The sequence below is a fragment of the Flammeovirgaceae bacterium genome, assembly GCA_015180985.1.
GTDB lineage: Bacteria > Bacteroidota > Bacteroidia > Cytophagales > Cyclobacteriaceae > UBA2336.
In genome coordinates, this window is sequence record CP054185.1 from 2,384,101 (window position 1) to 2,400,339 (window position 16,239).

Consider the following 16,239-nt stretch of genomic DNA (forward strand, 5'->3'; position numbering starts at 1 on the left):
TAGTTCAAAACTTGCGGCACTTTTGAACAATGTTTTCTCTAAAACTTTTGTCGCTTTTTAAGGTACTGAAAAATTCGCCCAGGTATCGCCTGGTGTCGGCACTGTCCCTGGGATGCAGTTTTCCTTCAAAGCAAGTCACTACATCCAGCAAAACGGGTTCCAGTCTAAGGTATTCTGATCGTGCGTACTCAAATAGTTCCGGGTTGCGGCAAAAGCCCCGATAAACCCTTTCACGAACATTGCTGGTTCCTACAAGTTCGCTCACCTGGCCGTAGGGCGCATTCACCAATCCCGACATATCAAAATCGTATGCCACTGGAATAAGTTGATTTTTTGATTCAAACACTACAATGTTGTGAGATTGCACAGCCGACCAGTCGGAGTTAGAGATCATGTACTGAAAAAAATCCTGCATAATGGTTGCTGTATCAGCCAGTTTCATCGGGTGGACTTTCTCTGAGGCATACGTTTTTGCTTTAAGCCGTTTGGCAACAAGGTCGTCATCTTCTATAAATAATCCGGTTAATTCGTGGTTTTTTGCACTCTTACCCCGGCCATCTGTTAACGAAAGATTTACCAGTCGGGTATTGAAGTAATACGGTGTTACTTCTTTATAGAGTTGATATGCCAGGTGTTCCTTAATGATGAGGTCGTTGTACAACTTGCCGCTCTGGCACGGCACAACCAGTTTCAGGTTTTTGTTTCCGGCAAACGGAGTTTTGTCGCCCTGACCTTTTTTAATTTTTACTTTTAGCGGAGGAAAGGAACAGTTGGCCCTTCTGAAATGCCCCCGGGCGCGTAGGTCAATTTTAACGGAATCCCAGGTACCTGCCGTTGTCTGATATGCAAGTACTGATGCTGTGTATACCGTATCATTTGTGTTCTTCTTAAGTTCTTTAATGGAAAAGTTAAGCCGGATTGAAAGCGGTTCTTCTGATCTGAAAAGTGGAGTTACTTCCTGAGCGTACCCGGGGCAGGTTAGTAGCAGCAGGAAGAGTAACAACCTTTTCATCAGGAATAATAGTAGATTTTTATTTCAGCCCTGTTGCGGGTAAAGTCTATCTGTTCTACTGAAATGCGGTTGATGTTCAATCCGGTACGTTGCTTCAGATCTTCGATTAGCAAATGATGTTTATCAGGTTTGATATTTTCAAGACCTTCGTATTCCACCATTTTTGTTTTTTGGTTTTTCATCAGAATGTTGCCGTCAACAATGTAAACTGCCAGTAACAGCATTCCGTTTACAATAGCGATCTCCAGCACGGTGCCCATCATGACCGAGTTAATCAGGCCCAGTGCCATGATGATAAACAGGTAAGTCATATCTTTAGATGACAGCGTTTCAGTTCGGAAGCGGAGCAGTGAGAAAGCTGCCAGCAAACCAAATGCGCTGCTAAGCGAACTGAACGCTTTTGCTTTCTCCAGCATAAATGCCAGCAGAAATACCACGAAGTTCAGCAGGAAGTAAGTAAAGAACAGGTTTCGCTTGTTATAGGTGTGATAGTAAATGAAACGGATCAGGATGATCATTGCTGTTGTATTAATGAGCAACCTGACGAAAAAATAGCCGGTAAAAAGTTGAAGGTTCTCCATGGTTAAAGATAAGGATATGTTTTAAAATGCGATCGGGAGATTTTAGGTAATTTGTAAACCCAATGGAGAGAGTTGTGAAACGATTTGCTTTGCTTCTTGCTATCCTTATTTTTTCAATAGTTGTATTTGGCCAGGAACCGCTGTTTAGAAGCGATGATGTACTGCAGCTGGTTATTGCTGGCGATATCCGGGCGGTGCTTAAAGATCGTGGCAATAACCCCTTGTATCACCCGTTTACCCTAAATTATGAAAGTAATGGTGAGCAGGTTGTCATGCCGGTACGGATACGGACAAGGGGGCACTTCCGGAAATCGGATCAAATCTGCTACTATCCGCCATTGCTCCTGAACTTTGCAAAGAAGGATGTTGCTGGAACCGTTTTCAGCGGCTCAGATAAACTTAAACTCGTAACACCCTGCCAGGGCGAAGAATATGTGGTGCGCGAGTACCTGGTTTACCGGCTGTACAACCTCATAACACCGAAAAGTTTCAGGGTGCGTTTGGTGAAGGTTATTTATGATGACACCGGTAAGGGCAAACAAAGCAAACCGCTATATGGGTTTCTGTTAGAAGAGGATGACCAGATGGCCAGGCGCAACAAGGCTGTTTTAATTGAAAAGCGATTAATCCGACCTGAACAAACTCAGGCTGACGATTTTCTGACGATGGCCATGTTTCAGTTTATGATTGGCAATACTGACTGGTCTATTCAATACCGTCAAAATATTAAACTTATTGCTACTGACTCGCTGGCAATGCCATCCCCGGTTCCATACGATTTTGATCATGCCGGGATAGTTGGTGCGCCCTATGCCAGGCCGGCTGAAGAACTTAAGCTTACCAGTACCCGTGAACGAAGGTATAGAGGTTATTGTGTGAATGAGTTGGGTTTATTTGCCGGAGTTATTGAAAGGTTTAATGAATTGAAGCCTGCTTTTTACAAACTTTACTCAACAACGAACCTGGTTGACAATGTTTACAAGAGCAAAACACTTCGCTACCTCGATGAATTTTACGAACTAGTTAATGATCCCAGGAAATCGAAAGAAGCTTTGCTTTATCCGTGCCGGAAAGACGGTACCGGTAATGTGGTTATCAAAGGGCTTAAGCAATAACTTATTGATCCAGCGCAAAAACAATAGGCACTGTAATCCGGCTTCGTACCGGCCGGCCCCGTTGTTTTGCCGGAATCCAGTTCGGCAGTTTGCTCACCACACGCACGGCTTCTTCATCGCAGCCGGCACCAATGCCTTTAAGCACCTGCACGTTGGTTACCGAGCCGTCTTTTTCAATAACAGCCGCGAGAAAAACTTTGCCTTCAATGCCCATGCGCCTGGCCTGGTTCGGGTATTTCAGATTTTCGCTTACAAATTTTATCAGCGCTGTGCGGCCACCTTTAAATTCGGCTTCTGATTCAACCACCAGAAAAATCTGGTCGGTTTCTTCCTCTTCATGCTGTACTTCAACCTGTGCGGCTTCAGGTGTAAACTCGGCTACCGTCTCCTGATCAAGAGCAATGGTCAGTTCTTCTTTAATCTCCTCTTCATCGGGTACTTCAACTACTTTAAGGGGTTGAACGCGCTGGGGTGGCGGGGGAGGTAATTGTTCGGTTGGCGGAATTTCAATCAGGTCATCGGTCTCTTCTTGTGTATGATCCCGGGCAACATGTTTCCTTTCGGCTGTACGCCAGTTAAACGCCAAAATCACAACGGTCAGTGTGGTTACCAGGCCTACCCCAAAAAACAGGGGCCGCATACTTTCAAGATCGGCCGAAGGGTTTTTCTTGACCTCCATACAATTCTAAAAAGTGTTCAAACCAGTTACTCTGTAGTACTTAGTGTTAAGTTTTGAGTTGGGTAACCCAAGGTTGGCTGTTTTTAACGGTGGCACTGATGACCTGTGGGAGGGCAACCACCTGAAGGTGAAAAAACTGAAGGTGCCTAAGAAGTGATAAAGCACTTACTCATTCCATTGCCCGCCCACCCTCAACACACATTTGCAAAACGGGTAAACCCAAGTTTGTTTCAATTGTGAAACGATTTTAATACATTTACGTATCAATTAAGATACACATGGAGTCGCTGATTGCCAAGTATCGTTCCTTGCGGGATGGGGTTGAAACTACCTTTGTGCGTTACCTCATGCAAAAAATCAACTGGAAAGCACGGGCTATCCGGATTGAGGGAGCTCGCGGAACGGGGAAGTCAACCCTGATGCTACAATACATCAAAGAGCAGTTGCCGGTAAAGAATACGCTATACCTTACACTTGACGACCTGTACTTCCGGCAACATACCCTGACGGAGGTTGCAGAGGAATTTTACCAACTAGGAGGCCGCTACCTTTTTCTTGACGAGGTGCACAAATATCAGGGCTGGCAAACGGAAGTTAAGAACCTGTACGATTTCAAAAAAGAGCTTCAACTGGTCATTTCAGGTTCCTCCATTCTTGCACTCCAAAAGTCCTCAGCCGATCTTTCCAGGCGGGTTATGGAATATCATCTTCCCGGACTTTCCTTTCGGGAGTACCTGTCTCTTTTGCATGGCATAGACTTACCAGCCTACACTTTTGAAGAGATTATTCGTGATCATGAAAGCATAAGCGGGTTGATCATAAAAAAAGTAAAGGCGTTGCTGGCCCATTATCATCACTACATTAAGTATGGTGTTTATCCTTTTTTCATAGAAGGGGAAGCGGCTTATCTCACCAAGCTCAATCAGTTAATAAATGTCATTATTGATTACGATCTGCCCGAGGCCCGGGCAATGGAAGGCGCTTCGTTAGCCAGGCTGAAGAAGCTGCTCTACATCATATCGCGGTCAGTACCGTTTACTCCAAATATTCACAAACTTTCGGTAGCGGTTGGCACCAGTCGCATACGAGTCCTTGAAATGCTGGATACGCTGGAAAAAGCTCAGCTTATCCGTAACCTTCGGTCGGATGTGAAGGGTATAAGCCTGATGAACAAGCCGGACAAGATTTACCTGAACAATACCAACCTGGTGCATGCGTTGGCCGATGAAAAACCAAACAAAGGAAATATCAGAGAAACATTGTTTTTATCACATGTTCAGGATGCCGGGTTGACGGTGTCCTATCCGAAGGTTGGCGATTTTAAAGTGAATGAGAAATATACGTTCGAAGTTGGAGGAAAGGAAAAGACAAACGTCCAGATTAAAGGAGTAAAGAATGCTTATATCGTTGCGGATGATATAGAATATGGCTTTGGTAATAAAATTCCATTGTGGCTCTTTGGTTTTCTCTATTAGCTACATACAATGTTCACAGAAAGGATCAGTAATCCCCTAACTCAGTAACCTCCAACTGCGCCATCGCTTTGGCAAACTCCTCATCGTTGGGTGCCACGCCATGCCATTTGTGCGAGCCCATCATAAAGTCAACGCCATAGCCCATTTCGGTGCGCATCAGGTTAAGTACGGGTTTGCCCTTGCCCGTTAAGGTTTTTGCTTTTTCAAGGCCGGTGATCACTTCTTCCAGCTTGTTGCCATTGAATTCCTGTACGTCCCAGCCGAAGGCTTCATACTTTGCACGAAGGTTCTTCAAATCAATGATGTCCTTAACAGGGCCGTCAATCTGCTGGCCGTTGTAGTCAATGGTAGCAATCAGGTTGTCAACCTTGTGGTGGGCGGCATACATGGCCGCTTCCCATACCTGGCCTTCCTGCTGTTCGCCATCGCCCATCAGTACAAAAACAAAGTGATCGTCTTTGTTTAGTTTTTTCGCCTGGGCGGCTCCCACAGCTACAGAAAGTCCCTGGCCCAATGATCCCGAAGCTACTCTTACTCCAGGCAAACCTTCATGCGTAGCCGGGTGACCCTGCAAGCGCGAATTGATAAAGCGGAAGGTGGAAAGTTCTTTTACATCAAAATAACCGGCCCGTGCCAGGGTGGAATACCAAACCGGAGAAATATGCCCGTTGGACAGAAAGAAAATGTCTTCACCAATTCCATCCATATTGAAGCCGGGTTTTCTCCGCATAATGTGGAAATACAGTGCCACAAAAAACTCGGTACACCCCAGCGATCCGCCCGGGTGGCCGCTCTGGCAGGCGTGTACCATGCGCACAATGTCGCGCCTGATCTGCGCACATAGTTTTTTCAGGTAGGGGTAGTCAGGCTGGGGCATAGCATGTAGTGGTTAATCCGGGGTGAAGATACCGTGCCACATTACTTTCTCCAAGTTCTCCTTCAAATTTCAAGAGTTATCATGTCATATTCATAGAACACCTTGTTAAGAGGTCCTTCGAAGGCTCAGGCCAATCACAATGTCAGGCTGCTTCAATGCGCAGGCAAGTATTTTTGCGGTATCATTTCTTCTTTTTACCTGTCTTTTTCTTTGCGGCCACTTTCTTTTTAGCCGGAGATTTCTTTGCTGACTTTACGGGTGTGGTACCCAAACCTTTAAGTATCTGGTCGGCATGGTTTTTCGTATCCACTTTTTCAATCACGTCATCAATCACGCCCTTTTCATTAATAATATAGGTAACCCGTGCGGTGCCCATGTACTTTCGTCCGTACATCGATTTTTCAATCCAGGTTTCGTACTTGGTGTGAACGGTTTTATCTACATCGGCCAGTAGGCGGAAGGGCAGCTTTTCTTTGGCAATAAATTTCTGGTGCGATTTTTCGCTGTCGGTGCTCACACCCAGCACTTCATAGCCTTGTTTCTGCAGCAATTTATAATTGTCGCGCAGGTTGCACGCTTCGGCCGTGCAGCCGGGAGTTTGATCTTTAGGATAGAAGTAAAGTACTACTTTCTTGCCTTTATAGTCGGATAATTTAACCGGTTTACCGTCCTGGTCGGTGGTTGTAAAATCAGGGGCTTTGGTTCCAGCTTTCAGCATAGTTAGTTAATGGTTTGTTTAAATACCTGTTGGTTTCCTGCATTGTCAGTTATCGTCAGTACGAAATCGCCTTGCAGTAATGTATTCTTATTTACAGTTTCTGATTCTATTGTATTCGACTTTTCATCATAGTTCATTAACAGCCACTGCCCCCCAAGTGTTGCTTCAATGGATGCAATGCCCGAAAGATTATCGCGTATTTTAAACCGGGTACCATAGCGGTTGACTTGCAGGGGAGTAATGGCTGGTGGAATGGAGTCAGTCAGTAATGTAAACGTGCCAAAGTCGCGTGTTGTAAATTGAATTTTTCCGTATGTCCAGGTACCGCCTTCGAATAAGTAACCTTTTCCATTCTTGCGATAAACGCTTGTTTTTTCTGGAGTGGTGTAACTGCGATTGGGTTTCAGGGTTACTTTAATGCTTTGCCGGAGCGGCACATTCGGATCACCAATAGTGAACAACTCCAGGGAGTCGTTGGTGGCCAAGTAGGAAGTGGAGAAGTACAATGTATCGTATGAGGCTCTTGCCGGGAACTGGATATCGGTGTAGCCGCTGTAAAAGGTATATTCTCTACCGGGATATACCCGTGCCTGAACCGGTGGTATAACACGTCCACCACAAAGAATAACTGAATCGGGCAATGGGTTGCGCAGGTCGATCAGGTAAACGGTAGTGGCGGAGTTCAGGTATGCCGGATCAATTACCGATGGCTCTCCTTTTTTCCAGGCCAGCGTATTTTTCGGACATGTTTTTGTTGTGATGACCCAGGTGTTTTCCTGAATGGAGTACGTTGTGGTTTCTACCGGATTCAACCACTTAACCAGGTTTACCGGTTTGCTGTGGTTAAGAGTTAGCCGCAGGGTACTGTTATTACCGTACGCATCCGATAATATAATCTTAACAGGAGTTAGTGCATCGGGAGTTACAGTAATTTTGCCGTTACGGGTTGCACGGTAAAATCCAAGCTGGTTGCCATCATCCACGTATAATTTATAAAACCGATCGCCAGCCGTCCGAAGTGTTTTGAAATCCATCACGGTAAACACCGACCGGCCTTCGTTCAGGTTCAGTTGTTCGATGGCCTGGCTGAATACCTGCTGGCTGTCGGCATACACTTCAATATAATTTACCCCGCAACGGTAGTTTGGGTTGTCTACCACATCGTAAGCCAGCACTTCAATGCCGATGTTGCCGTGAGCAAAGATGGGCTGGGGGAGTACATACTCACGGCCTGTTTTCGTAACATAAAACTCGAACCGTCCAAACTGGTCGTTAATGCGTGCGTCCATATCAAGTGTTCTTAGCGCAACTTTCCGTACAACCGGAGGCGCGTTATCAACAACTTCTGAAAAATTGAACCGCAGTGGATCAAGGGCGCGGTTGTTTTCATCGCGGATGTCGAAGTGCAGGTGCGGACCGGCCGAGGAGCCGGTATTTCCGGAAAAGGCAATGGTATCGCCCCGGTTAACTTTAAACTGATCTTTTCGGAAATACAAATCAATGGACGATGTCTTTCTGCGGTAGCGTTCTCTGCGAACGTATTCGTCAACTTCCTTTTTGAATTTATCAAGATGTCCATACACGGTGGTGTAGCCATCGGGGTGCTTTACGTACATGACAAGGCCGAAGCCGGAAGGGGAGATGGTTATCCGCGATATGTAACCCTGGTTGGCAGCACGTACAGGCCAGCCGATTTCATTCAGGGTGCGTATGTCGATGCCGGTATGAAAATGCGTGGAGCGCAACTCGCCCATCGTACCCGCCAATGCAGCGGGTTGACCGGGCTTAACAGGAAACAGGTACGTAGCTGCCGGTGGCATGTTATCGGTTTCACTGAACTGGGCATTACCTGTGAGTACAAAGCCAATCAGCGCAACAACTACTAACCCATTACTTAACTTCAAATTCCAGCAGTTTTTCATCTTCAATAAAAGCCGCAAGCACATTTCCGGGTTTTACCGGCCCAACTCCTTTCGGGGTTCCGGTAAAAATCAGGTCACCGGTGCGCAGGGTAAAAAATTTTGATAAGTATGAAACAATATAATCAAAACTAAAAATCATCAGGCCGGTATTGCCTTGTTGTTTCAACTGGCCGTCAACTGTTAAACGGAAATTAATGTCTGATAAGTTCTTAAAACTGGTTACCGGAATAAATTTGTCTGAAATGGGTGCCGAGCCGTTAAACCCTTTGGCGATATCCCACGGCAGGCCTTTTTCTTTTGCCTTGTTTTGTAAGTCGCGCGCGGTAAAATCAATCCCGATACCGAGGCTGTCGTAGTACTTACCTGCAAATTTTTCCTGGATGTTTTTGCCTTCTTTGCAGATGCGCAACACCAATTCCACCTCGTGGTGGATGTCATTGGAGAAATCGGGGTAGTAAAAAGGTTCGTTATTTTTGAGTAAAGCGGTATCGGGCTTGGTAAAAATTACCGGTTCGTCCGGTCGTTCGTTGTTCAGTTCCCGGATGTGCTCAACATAGTTCCGGCCAATGGCAAAAATCCGCATATTAGTTCAGTTCTTATTACCGTAAAGGTATTAACAAATAAGGGGTTGAATGTTTATTTTTGCTTTAAAATTAATCACCATGCTACGAAAAGTACTTTTTCTGTTGATGAGCGGTTTGCTGATGTACGCATGTACAACGGTTGCTGTTACCGGTCGCAGTCAGTTAACCCTGATTTCCAATGCCGAAATTATTCCGATGGCAGCGCAGCAATACCGTGAGGTTATTGCCAAGGGTCCGTTATCCAAAAATGCTGAACAAACCGAGTTGATCAGGCGCGTGGGTGTTAATATTCAAAAGGCTGTTGAACAGTACATGGCTGAGAAAAATTTATCCTCTCAACTTGACGGATTTGCGTGGGAGTTTAACCTGATAGATGACCCAACAGTGAATGCCTGGTGTATGCCAGGAGGAAAAGTGGCATTTTATACGGGCATTCTTCCGATATGTAAAGATGAACTTGGCGTAGCGGTAGTGATGGGACACGAAGTGGCGCATGCCATTGCCAATCATGGCCGCGAACGGATGAGTCAGCAGATGGTTGCCCAGGTTGGCCTGCAATCACTTGGTGCCTTAATGGGCCAGAACCCAACGTTGGGAAATGAGTTGTTAATGCAGGCTGTTGGTGCCGGTGCCGGTATCGGTATGCTGAAGTTCAGCCGGCAGCACGAGTCGGAAGCCGACCGGATGGGGTTGATTTTTATGGCGATGGCGGGCTATGATCCGCAGGAAGCACCCAAATTCTGGGAGCGCATGAAGACACTTAGTGGCGGGCAACAACCACCCGAATTTCTTTCAACCCACCCTTCGAACGAAACCCGCATTAGCGATTTAAACAGCTGGATGCCGGAGGCAATGAAATACTATAAAAAGTAAACACGTTTGTACAGGTGACTCCTCAACTTTGAACCCTGAACTTTAAATAGTGAACCTTAATCGTTGAATTATCAGTATGAAGCTTCCAATCAATTTTTTGATCATCCTGATGGTTAGCACCGGTTTCATTTATGGCCAAAGCCTGGCCGGAGCCTGGAAACTGGCAACGCAAAACGGCAAGCTGTTTACAAATGAGTGCATAAAAATTTACAGCGATACATATTTTATGTTTGGAGTGTATGATAAGGATGGGAAGTTTATAAAGGCGGGAGGCGGCAATTATACACTTACCGGAAAGAATTACACCGAAACCTTTGATTTTTATACAACCGACAGCACACAGGTTCGTCAGCCGGTTACTTATACCTATACTATTAAAAAAGATGAGTTAACCATTGAATCTCCGATGCATGGAACAAGGGTAAAGGAAACCTGGAAGAAAGTTGATGATACATCGACTGCGCTTACCGGGGCCTGGCGTTTTGGTGCGCGGGTTGATGATAACGGAGTGGCTGGTGACCGGAGAGGAAGTACATCACCCCGTCAAACCATTAAAATTCTTTCTGGTAAATATTTTCAGTGGGCTGCCTTTAATCATGAAACCCGGCAGTTTATGGGAACCGGTGGAGGTGAATACCAGGTTAAAGACGGGAAATACACTGAAAGCATCCGGTTTTTTTCGCGCGACAATTCACGGGCGGGTATGGCGCTGGCATTTGATTGCAGATTAGATGGTACCGATTGGTATCACAGAGGAAAGGGTACTACCGGTAATCCGGTTAGTGAAGTGTGGGAGAAGATTAAGTAAACTCCAATGGTACCTGCCCTGTGTTTCTTCATTCAGCACAGGTTCGTTTATTCCTGTGGCAATCGTGATAATGAGTAAAGTTTACCTCGTTCACTGGCTGACTGACCAGTTTCTTTTACCCCTTTCGTACACAAACACCTGACTGCACATCAGAACAAAGGCACTCAATACGGAAGGCCGGCAGGTTGGTCGTTACCCGGGAGGCTAAAGTAGAAAAAATGAACTGGAAAGCATAGGATTAGCAATGGAATTAGTTGGCTGCCCGGTCGCAAAAAAATAAAAACCCAGAAAGTCGAACAACCTGTTGTATAATTATGATCTTTGTACAAGATCACTTTACGCCATGCTCACCCTTATTATTGTAGTCTTTGTTCTAGGCTATCTGGGTATTGCGTTTGAACACTCCCTAAGAATCAACAAAACAGCCATTGCCATTGTAACCGGTGTTCTTTGCTGGACCTTGTTTATGGTCAGCTCTCCGGAGGAGAAGTTATTGCAAAGCCCTGCCTATGCAAATTTTCTGGCAATAAGAGGTGTAGAGAACGACCATACACTTAATACCGAAATTACACCTATAGAGCTTCACCGGGAATTTGTAACCTTCTCACTTTCCGAACACTTGGCTGAAATTTCCCAGATATTGTTTTTCCTTTTGGGCGCAATGACCATTGTTGAGTTGGTGGATGCTCATCACGGCTTCCGGTTGATTACCGACAGGATCAAGACAAGAAATCCCAGAACCCTGCTTTGGTTAGTATGTTGGATAGCATTCTTTCTTTCTTCTATTCTTGACAATCTCACCACCACCATCGTTATGGTCTCACTTTTACGGAAATTGATACCTGATAAAGAGACTAAACTCTTTTTTGCAAGTATGGTGGTCATTGCGGCCAATGCTGGCGGAGCATGGACTCCCATAGGGGATGTAACCACCACTATGCTGTGGATTGGTGGTCAGATAACTTCCCTGAATATTATGAAAATGCTCTTTGTGCCGAGCGCAATTTGTTTAATGGCCCCTTTGCTAGTGCTAGGCATTACAATGAAGCACTCATTTAATACATTAACAGCAAGCCAACCTACAGTTGACAGACCGCCAACATTACACGGAAAAGTCATGCTATTTGCAGGGGTAGGTGCTTTGATTTCTGTCCCTGTTTTCAAAACGTTTACACACATGCCTCCCTATACAGGCATATTGCTTGGATTGGGTATACTCTGGATTATATCCGAACTGCTTAACCCTGAAAAAGACGAAGCCAGTCGAAAGCATTATACGGTGGCCGGGGCCCTTCAGCGAGTGGATGTTCCTAGTGTATTGTTCTTTCTTGGGATTTTGCTTGCCGTTAGTGCCTTGGAAACCATGCAGGTACTACAGCACTTTGCGCAAACGCTTGAGCAAACATTTGGTGACCAACGAATTATTGTTACTCTAATCGGTTTATTATCGGCCATTGTTGACAATGTACCATTGGTGGCTGCTACCATGGGCATGTACGATCTTTCTGTCTACCCGCCAGACCATATGGTCTGGGAATACCTTGCTTATTGTGCAGGAACAGGCGGTAGTCTTCTGATTATCGGCTCGGCTGCGGGCGTGGCCGTAATGGGCATGGAAAAGGTGGATTTCATTTGGTACCTAAAAAGGATCAGCCTACTGGCTCTCATAGGATATGCCTCCGGTGCTGCTGCCTATATCCTGATAGAACGGTACCTGATTCACGTATAGCTTAAAATTACATTATCCGATGGTAAACTTACTTTTGCTGTTAGCCGGATTTGCAATCCTGATTAAGGGGGCCGATTTCCTGGTAGTTGGAGCCTCATCAATAGCCAAAAAGTGCGGCATATCAAACCTGGCCATTGGACTAACTGTGGTGGCTTTTGGCACTTCGATGCCCGAATTTATCGTGAGCCTGCTTGCGGCCATCAACGGTCAGAATGACGCCTCGTTCGGTAACGTGATTGGTAGTAACAATTTCAATCTCCTTTTTATTCTTGGTCTTGCAGGAATCATTTATCCCTTGGTAGTACAGAAAAGCACCGTGAAATACGAAATTCCGATATCGTTGATTGCTGCGGGTGTTTTGTTTTTACTGGTAAATGACGAACTCATCCGGAATGGAACCGGCAATTCGCTTGGGAGGGTCGATAGTGGTGTACTCATGCTGTGTTTCGCCTTATTTATGGGATACATTTATAAGACGATGAAAAATTCATCAGGCGAAGAAGTAGCAACTAACACTAAAGTCTATCGAATGTCAATAGCAATAGTTATGGTGGTGGTGGGACTGGTTATGTTGATAGGAGGGGGCAAACTTGTTGTGGACAGTGCTATTTCGATCGCGCACCATTTTGGATTGAGTGAAAAATTAATCGGGCTGACCATTCTTGCCGCGGGTACATCCTTACCTGAACTGGCAACATCAGCAGTGGCTGCTTATAAACGCAACACCGACATTGCCATTGGCAATGTAATAGGCTCCAACATCTTCAATATTTTTTTTATTTTAGGATTAACCGGACTTATCACCCCAATCCATTTTAACACCGCAATGAACTTTGATATTTACGTTCTCCTTGGGTCAACCATTGTGCTGATGATCTTTATGTTTACAATTAATCGGGCAAAACTAGACCGGTGGGAAGCCATAATCCTGCTTGGGGCTTACCTTGTTTATACCGCTGTATTGATTAGCATGGATTAGTTATTCAATGCACTCAGGTGATAGGCCTTAACTCATAGTGATTTGAGGAACTCCTTCAGATACTTATTTCTAGAGGCCATCTCAAAAATCAGGCTAACCACAAAGTAGCACAGAGAAAGCACAAAGGTCACAAAGAAAGAGGTCAGTATATTGTGTTTCTCCGTATCCTTTGTGTGTACTTAGTGGCCTTTGTGGTTAAGTTTATTTTTGAGATGACCTCTAGTAATTGTAAATGAACAAACCAGCGTCCCCGTGATAACGCTGTTTGGAGCTTGCAGGTAGTTTTCTTTCCAACTCAATTAGCGCTATTAATTGATTAAAAATTGGCCACCGCAATCATTAGACCTAGAAATAGGACTGTCATAATAAGGAGGAACCAATAGCGCGAGAGAAAATCGATCACTCTTTTCATAGAGAAATAATTAGTTCAGAAGGTGGAGAAAAATTGAATGTACTCTGCCCGTAATTCGGGGGAGGCTCAATACTTTTGCAAGTGTCAGGGCGCCTGGGCCGAGAGCGTATTGTAAATGGGGTGTTGGTAAACGAACCCGCCAACATGAAAAAAATTGCGAACCGATGAAAACGGAAGAGATTCTGCTGTGAAGAAATACGAAGTGGTTTTCAATGTGTCATCGGTAAGTTTCTTTTCCACTGTTTCCGGTGAAGCTGTGAAAAGGCTATGAAGCACTAACTTGCTGGATGCTGCAGTGAACCCTTTTTTGCCCATACCAGTCTGAACCGGGGTAGCGACCGACCATGCAAGCAGGCTGAGAACTTGGAGGAGGATGCAGGACTTTCTAATCACACAAATAAGGGATAGGCCAAAGGTAGCATAAATCGCAGCATGAATTTTTAATTCTTTTTTAAAAAAAAACTTAGCTCCGATTCCAGGGTAGCACGTGGTCTGCTGTAGGCAATTTGCAGTAAAGAAGAAGAACCTAAATTACTTTTTAAAACCTTTAAGCTTGATTTCGGTAAGTTTTCGCTTGGTATCCATCGGAAAATCGCCATTCATCATCCAGTCGTAATACGAGGGCTCATCGCGCAATACATCCAGTACGTTTTTACCCTTGTGTTTGCCGAAGTTAAATTGGATTTCGCCCTGTTTGCCTTTTATCATTCTGCCGGCCAGATCAACCAAATCCGAAGTGGTAAGTTGGGCTAGTGTGTCCATATCGTTTTTTATCTCACCGATTTTTTTACCCATGCCATCGGTTACCGGCTGGTTATTATACCGTTCAACCTGGGCCAGCAACACTTCCATGGACGCTTCGGTATCAGCTTCGGCTGTGTGAGCATCGGCTAGTTGTTTGTTCAGGTAAAACTGGTAGGCGGCCGCCAGGGTTCTTTTTTCCATGAGGTGGTAAATCCGCTGCGAGTCGATTATTTTCTTTCGCGAGTAGTCAAACTCAACACCCGCCCGGAGAAATTCTTCAACCAGTATAGGAATATCAAATTTCAGGATATTGAAACCGGCCAAATCAGCTCCTTCCAGAAGCCTGGCGTATTCCCTCGCCACTTCTTTAAAGGTTGGTTTGTTTTTAACAGCATCATTTGTTATGCCGTGCACAGCTGTTGCTTCAGCAGGGATGGGTATTGTGGGATTCAGCATGTTCGATTTTCGGGATACCTCTCCGTTCGGGAAAAGTTTTATTACGGCAATTTCAATGATCCGATCCTGTATGATATTTGTGCCGGTAGTTTCCAGATCGAAAAAGCACAGCGGATTGCGTAGATTTAATTTCATCAAGGTATAAAGCATTACAAAGTAAAATGCTGGATGGCTTCGTAAAATTTTTCAGCAGGCACGCCAATGCGCCTCAGTAATTCCATGGCGCCACTCATGCTTTCAAAATTCTGCGTGCCGTAAACCTGCACCGGTATTTTGTTCTTTCCGGCTATGATGTAGTGCTTGCCCTGATCGGATGTATGCGGATGAATTTTATACGGAATACTTAACACATCGGGTCGCTGTTTTGCCCCGACAACCGTTGCCAGTGTGTTATTTTCGCAGTAAAACAGCAACCCGCCTTTTGGTGTCCGGTCGCCAAACGCATCAAACTGTTTAACATAATCTTCTTCGCTTTTAAACGGACTGGTATGATCCCAGTTAATACTGCATATCAGGCCGATATGATGTTGGTAGTGTAGAAATCCGGCTGTTTGGTCTACTGGGCCGGGCGACTCATCACCCTCAATTATTATTAATGGGGCATCCGTTAGGCGTACTGTTTCCGGTAGCCATTTCAGAGGGCGGTTGATTACGTAATCAAAAGGGCGTTTAAAGTAGTGTAAAGCAAACAGCACCATTGCTGTCAGTCCAGCTCTTCCACGGCTGCCCGCAACAACAATGCGTTGTTTGTCTATGGCCTGCCTGTAGATGAACTCGGGATACGAGTAAATTGCAACTCCTGTTTTTCTTGCTGCCGTTAGTTCGGGATTTTGGTTTTCAGTTTCCGGCCCAACAATAACGGCCGTAATACCGGGATGAATCTTTTCAGGGAACCAACCCTGGGCGGCAGGCAGTAAACCGTGTTTAAGCAGTTCTTCACGCACCGGCTCTTCAAGTGTAACATCCGACCCGGTAACCGAAAAGCCTTTTTTATGAAGAGAAATCGCCAGGTTGTGCATGATGGCCCCGCCAATGCCGGTAAAGTGAACTGCCTGAAGTGCTGACATAGGCTTTGATTAAGGCATCAAAATACTATAAAAACTGATTCGTCAATAGGTGATAATAATTCCGTCACAGCTTGTCACCGAAGTCCATGTATCTTGGTTGAAAATCTGCTGTGTACAATTTGTTAACCACCTTGTGGATGATTGGCCATGGGGTGTTGAACGATTGTCGTTAACCCAAGTACCTGTTTGCTTACGTTTGTCCACTTAA

Annotated in this window: 16 protein-coding genes; 6 read left to right on the forward strand and 10 right to left on the reverse strand. The window is 45.2% G+C overall.

Annotation, left to right across the window (positions count from 1 at the left end):
* Positions 1–4: 4 nt before the first annotated feature.
* Positions 5–1,012: a hypothetical protein gene (locus HRU69_11090; GenBank protein QOI97992.1), complete on the reverse strand. Its 1,008-nt coding sequence runs from the start codon at positions 1,010–1,012 to the stop codon at positions 5–7.
* Positions 1,012–1,593, reverse strand: coding sequence for a DUF4956 domain-containing protein (locus tag HRU69_11095; protein ID QOI97993.1), 582 nt, complete (start codon positions 1,591–1,593; stop codon positions 1,012–1,014). The genes HRU69_11090 and HRU69_11095 overlap by 1 nt, the downstream gene beginning before the upstream one ends.
* Positions 1,594–1,655: 62 nt before the next feature.
* On the opposite strand from HRU69_11095, the gene HRU69_11100 reads away from it, so the two are divergent.
* Complete coding sequence (locus HRU69_11100; GenBank protein ID QOI97994.1) at positions 1,656–2,708, forward strand: hypothetical protein; 1,053 nt, start codon at positions 1,656–1,658, stop codon at positions 2,706–2,708.
* Position 2,709: 1 nt separating this feature from the next.
* Here HRU69_11100 and HRU69_11105 read toward each other — a convergent pair whose 3' ends face one another.
* Positions 2,710–3,387: an energy transducer TonB gene (locus tag HRU69_11105; protein ID QOI97995.1), complete on the reverse strand. Its 678-nt coding sequence runs from the start codon at positions 3,385–3,387 to the stop codon at positions 2,710–2,712.
* Between the two features lie 278 nt (positions 3,388–3,665).
* On the opposite strand from HRU69_11105, the gene HRU69_11110 reads away from it, so the two are divergent.
* The gene (locus HRU69_11110; GenBank protein ID QOI97996.1) at positions 3,666–4,862 is read left to right on the forward strand and encodes an AAA family ATPase; all 1,197 of its coding nucleotides are present in this window, start codon (positions 3,666–3,668) and stop codon (positions 4,860–4,862) included.
* Positions 4,863–4,887: 25 nt separating this feature from the next.
* On the opposite strand, the gene HRU69_11115 is transcribed toward HRU69_11110, so the two are convergent.
* From HRU69_11115 to HRU69_11130, 4 genes are all read right to left on the reverse strand, one after another.
* Positions 4,888–5,739 carry a transketolase gene (locus HRU69_11115; GenBank protein QOI97997.1) on the reverse strand — a complete coding sequence of 284 codons (852 nt, stop codon included), beginning with the start codon at positions 5,737–5,739 and terminating at the stop codon, positions 4,888–4,890.
* A 181-nt stretch (positions 5,740–5,920) separates the two neighbouring features.
* Complete coding sequence (gene bcp / locus HRU69_11120) at positions 5,921–6,457, reverse strand: thioredoxin-dependent thiol peroxidase (protein ID QOI97998.1); 537 nt, start codon at positions 6,455–6,457, stop codon at positions 5,921–5,923.
* Between the two features lie 2 nt (positions 6,458–6,459).
* Positions 6,460–8,361 carry a M23 family metallopeptidase gene (locus HRU69_11125; protein ID QOI97999.1) on the reverse strand — a complete coding sequence of 634 codons (1,902 nt, stop codon included), beginning with the start codon at positions 8,359–8,361 and terminating at the stop codon, positions 6,460–6,462.
* Positions 8,348–8,962, reverse strand: a complete 615-nt coding sequence (locus tag HRU69_11130; protein ID QOI98000.1) for a fumarylacetoacetate hydrolase family protein — start codon at positions 8,960–8,962, stop codon at positions 8,348–8,350. The genes HRU69_11125 and HRU69_11130 overlap by 14 nt, the downstream gene beginning before the upstream one ends.
* A 79-nt stretch (positions 8,963–9,041) precedes the next feature.
* Here HRU69_11130 and HRU69_11135 point away from each other — a divergent pair, with 79 nt between their 5' ends.
* From HRU69_11135 to HRU69_11150, 4 genes are all read left to right on the forward strand, one after another.
* Positions 9,042–9,836: a M48 family metallopeptidase gene (locus HRU69_11135; GenBank protein QOI98001.1), complete on the forward strand. Its 795-nt coding sequence runs from the start codon at positions 9,042–9,044 to the stop codon at positions 9,834–9,836.
* 76 nt (positions 9,837–9,912) lie between these two features.
* Positions 9,913–10,644, forward strand: coding sequence for a hypothetical protein (locus HRU69_11140; protein QOI98002.1), 732 nt, complete (start codon positions 9,913–9,915; stop codon positions 10,642–10,644).
* 343 nt (positions 10,645–10,987) lie between these two features.
* Positions 10,988–12,373 carry a sodium:proton antiporter NhaD gene (gene nhaD / locus HRU69_11145; protein ID QOI98003.1) on the forward strand — a complete coding sequence of 462 codons (1,386 nt, stop codon included), beginning with the start codon at positions 10,988–10,990 and terminating at the stop codon, positions 12,371–12,373.
* A gap of 19 nt (positions 12,374–12,392) precedes the next feature.
* Positions 12,393–13,352, forward strand: a complete 960-nt coding sequence (locus HRU69_11150) for a calcium/sodium antiporter (GenBank protein QOI98004.1) — start codon at positions 12,393–12,395, stop codon at positions 13,350–13,352.
* Between the two features lie 496 nt (positions 13,353–13,848).
* Here HRU69_11150 and HRU69_11155 read toward each other — a convergent pair whose 3' ends face one another.
* From HRU69_11155 to HRU69_11165, 3 genes are all read right to left on the reverse strand, one after another.
* Entirely contained in the window at positions 13,849–14,004 is a 156-nt protein-coding gene (locus HRU69_11155; GenBank protein ID QOI98005.1) for a hypothetical protein, read from the reverse strand.
* A 291-nt stretch (positions 14,005–14,295) separates the two neighbouring features.
* Positions 14,296–15,099: a 3'-5' exonuclease gene (locus HRU69_11160; protein QOI98006.1), complete on the reverse strand. Its 804-nt coding sequence runs from the start codon at positions 15,097–15,099 to the stop codon at positions 14,296–14,298.
* A gap of 14 nt (positions 15,100–15,113) precedes the next feature.
* On the reverse strand, positions 15,114–16,031 hold the full coding sequence (locus tag HRU69_11165; protein QOI98007.1) for a hypothetical protein: 918 nt from the start codon (positions 16,029–16,031) through the stop codon (positions 15,114–15,116).
* Positions 16,032–16,239: the final 208 nt, after the last annotated feature.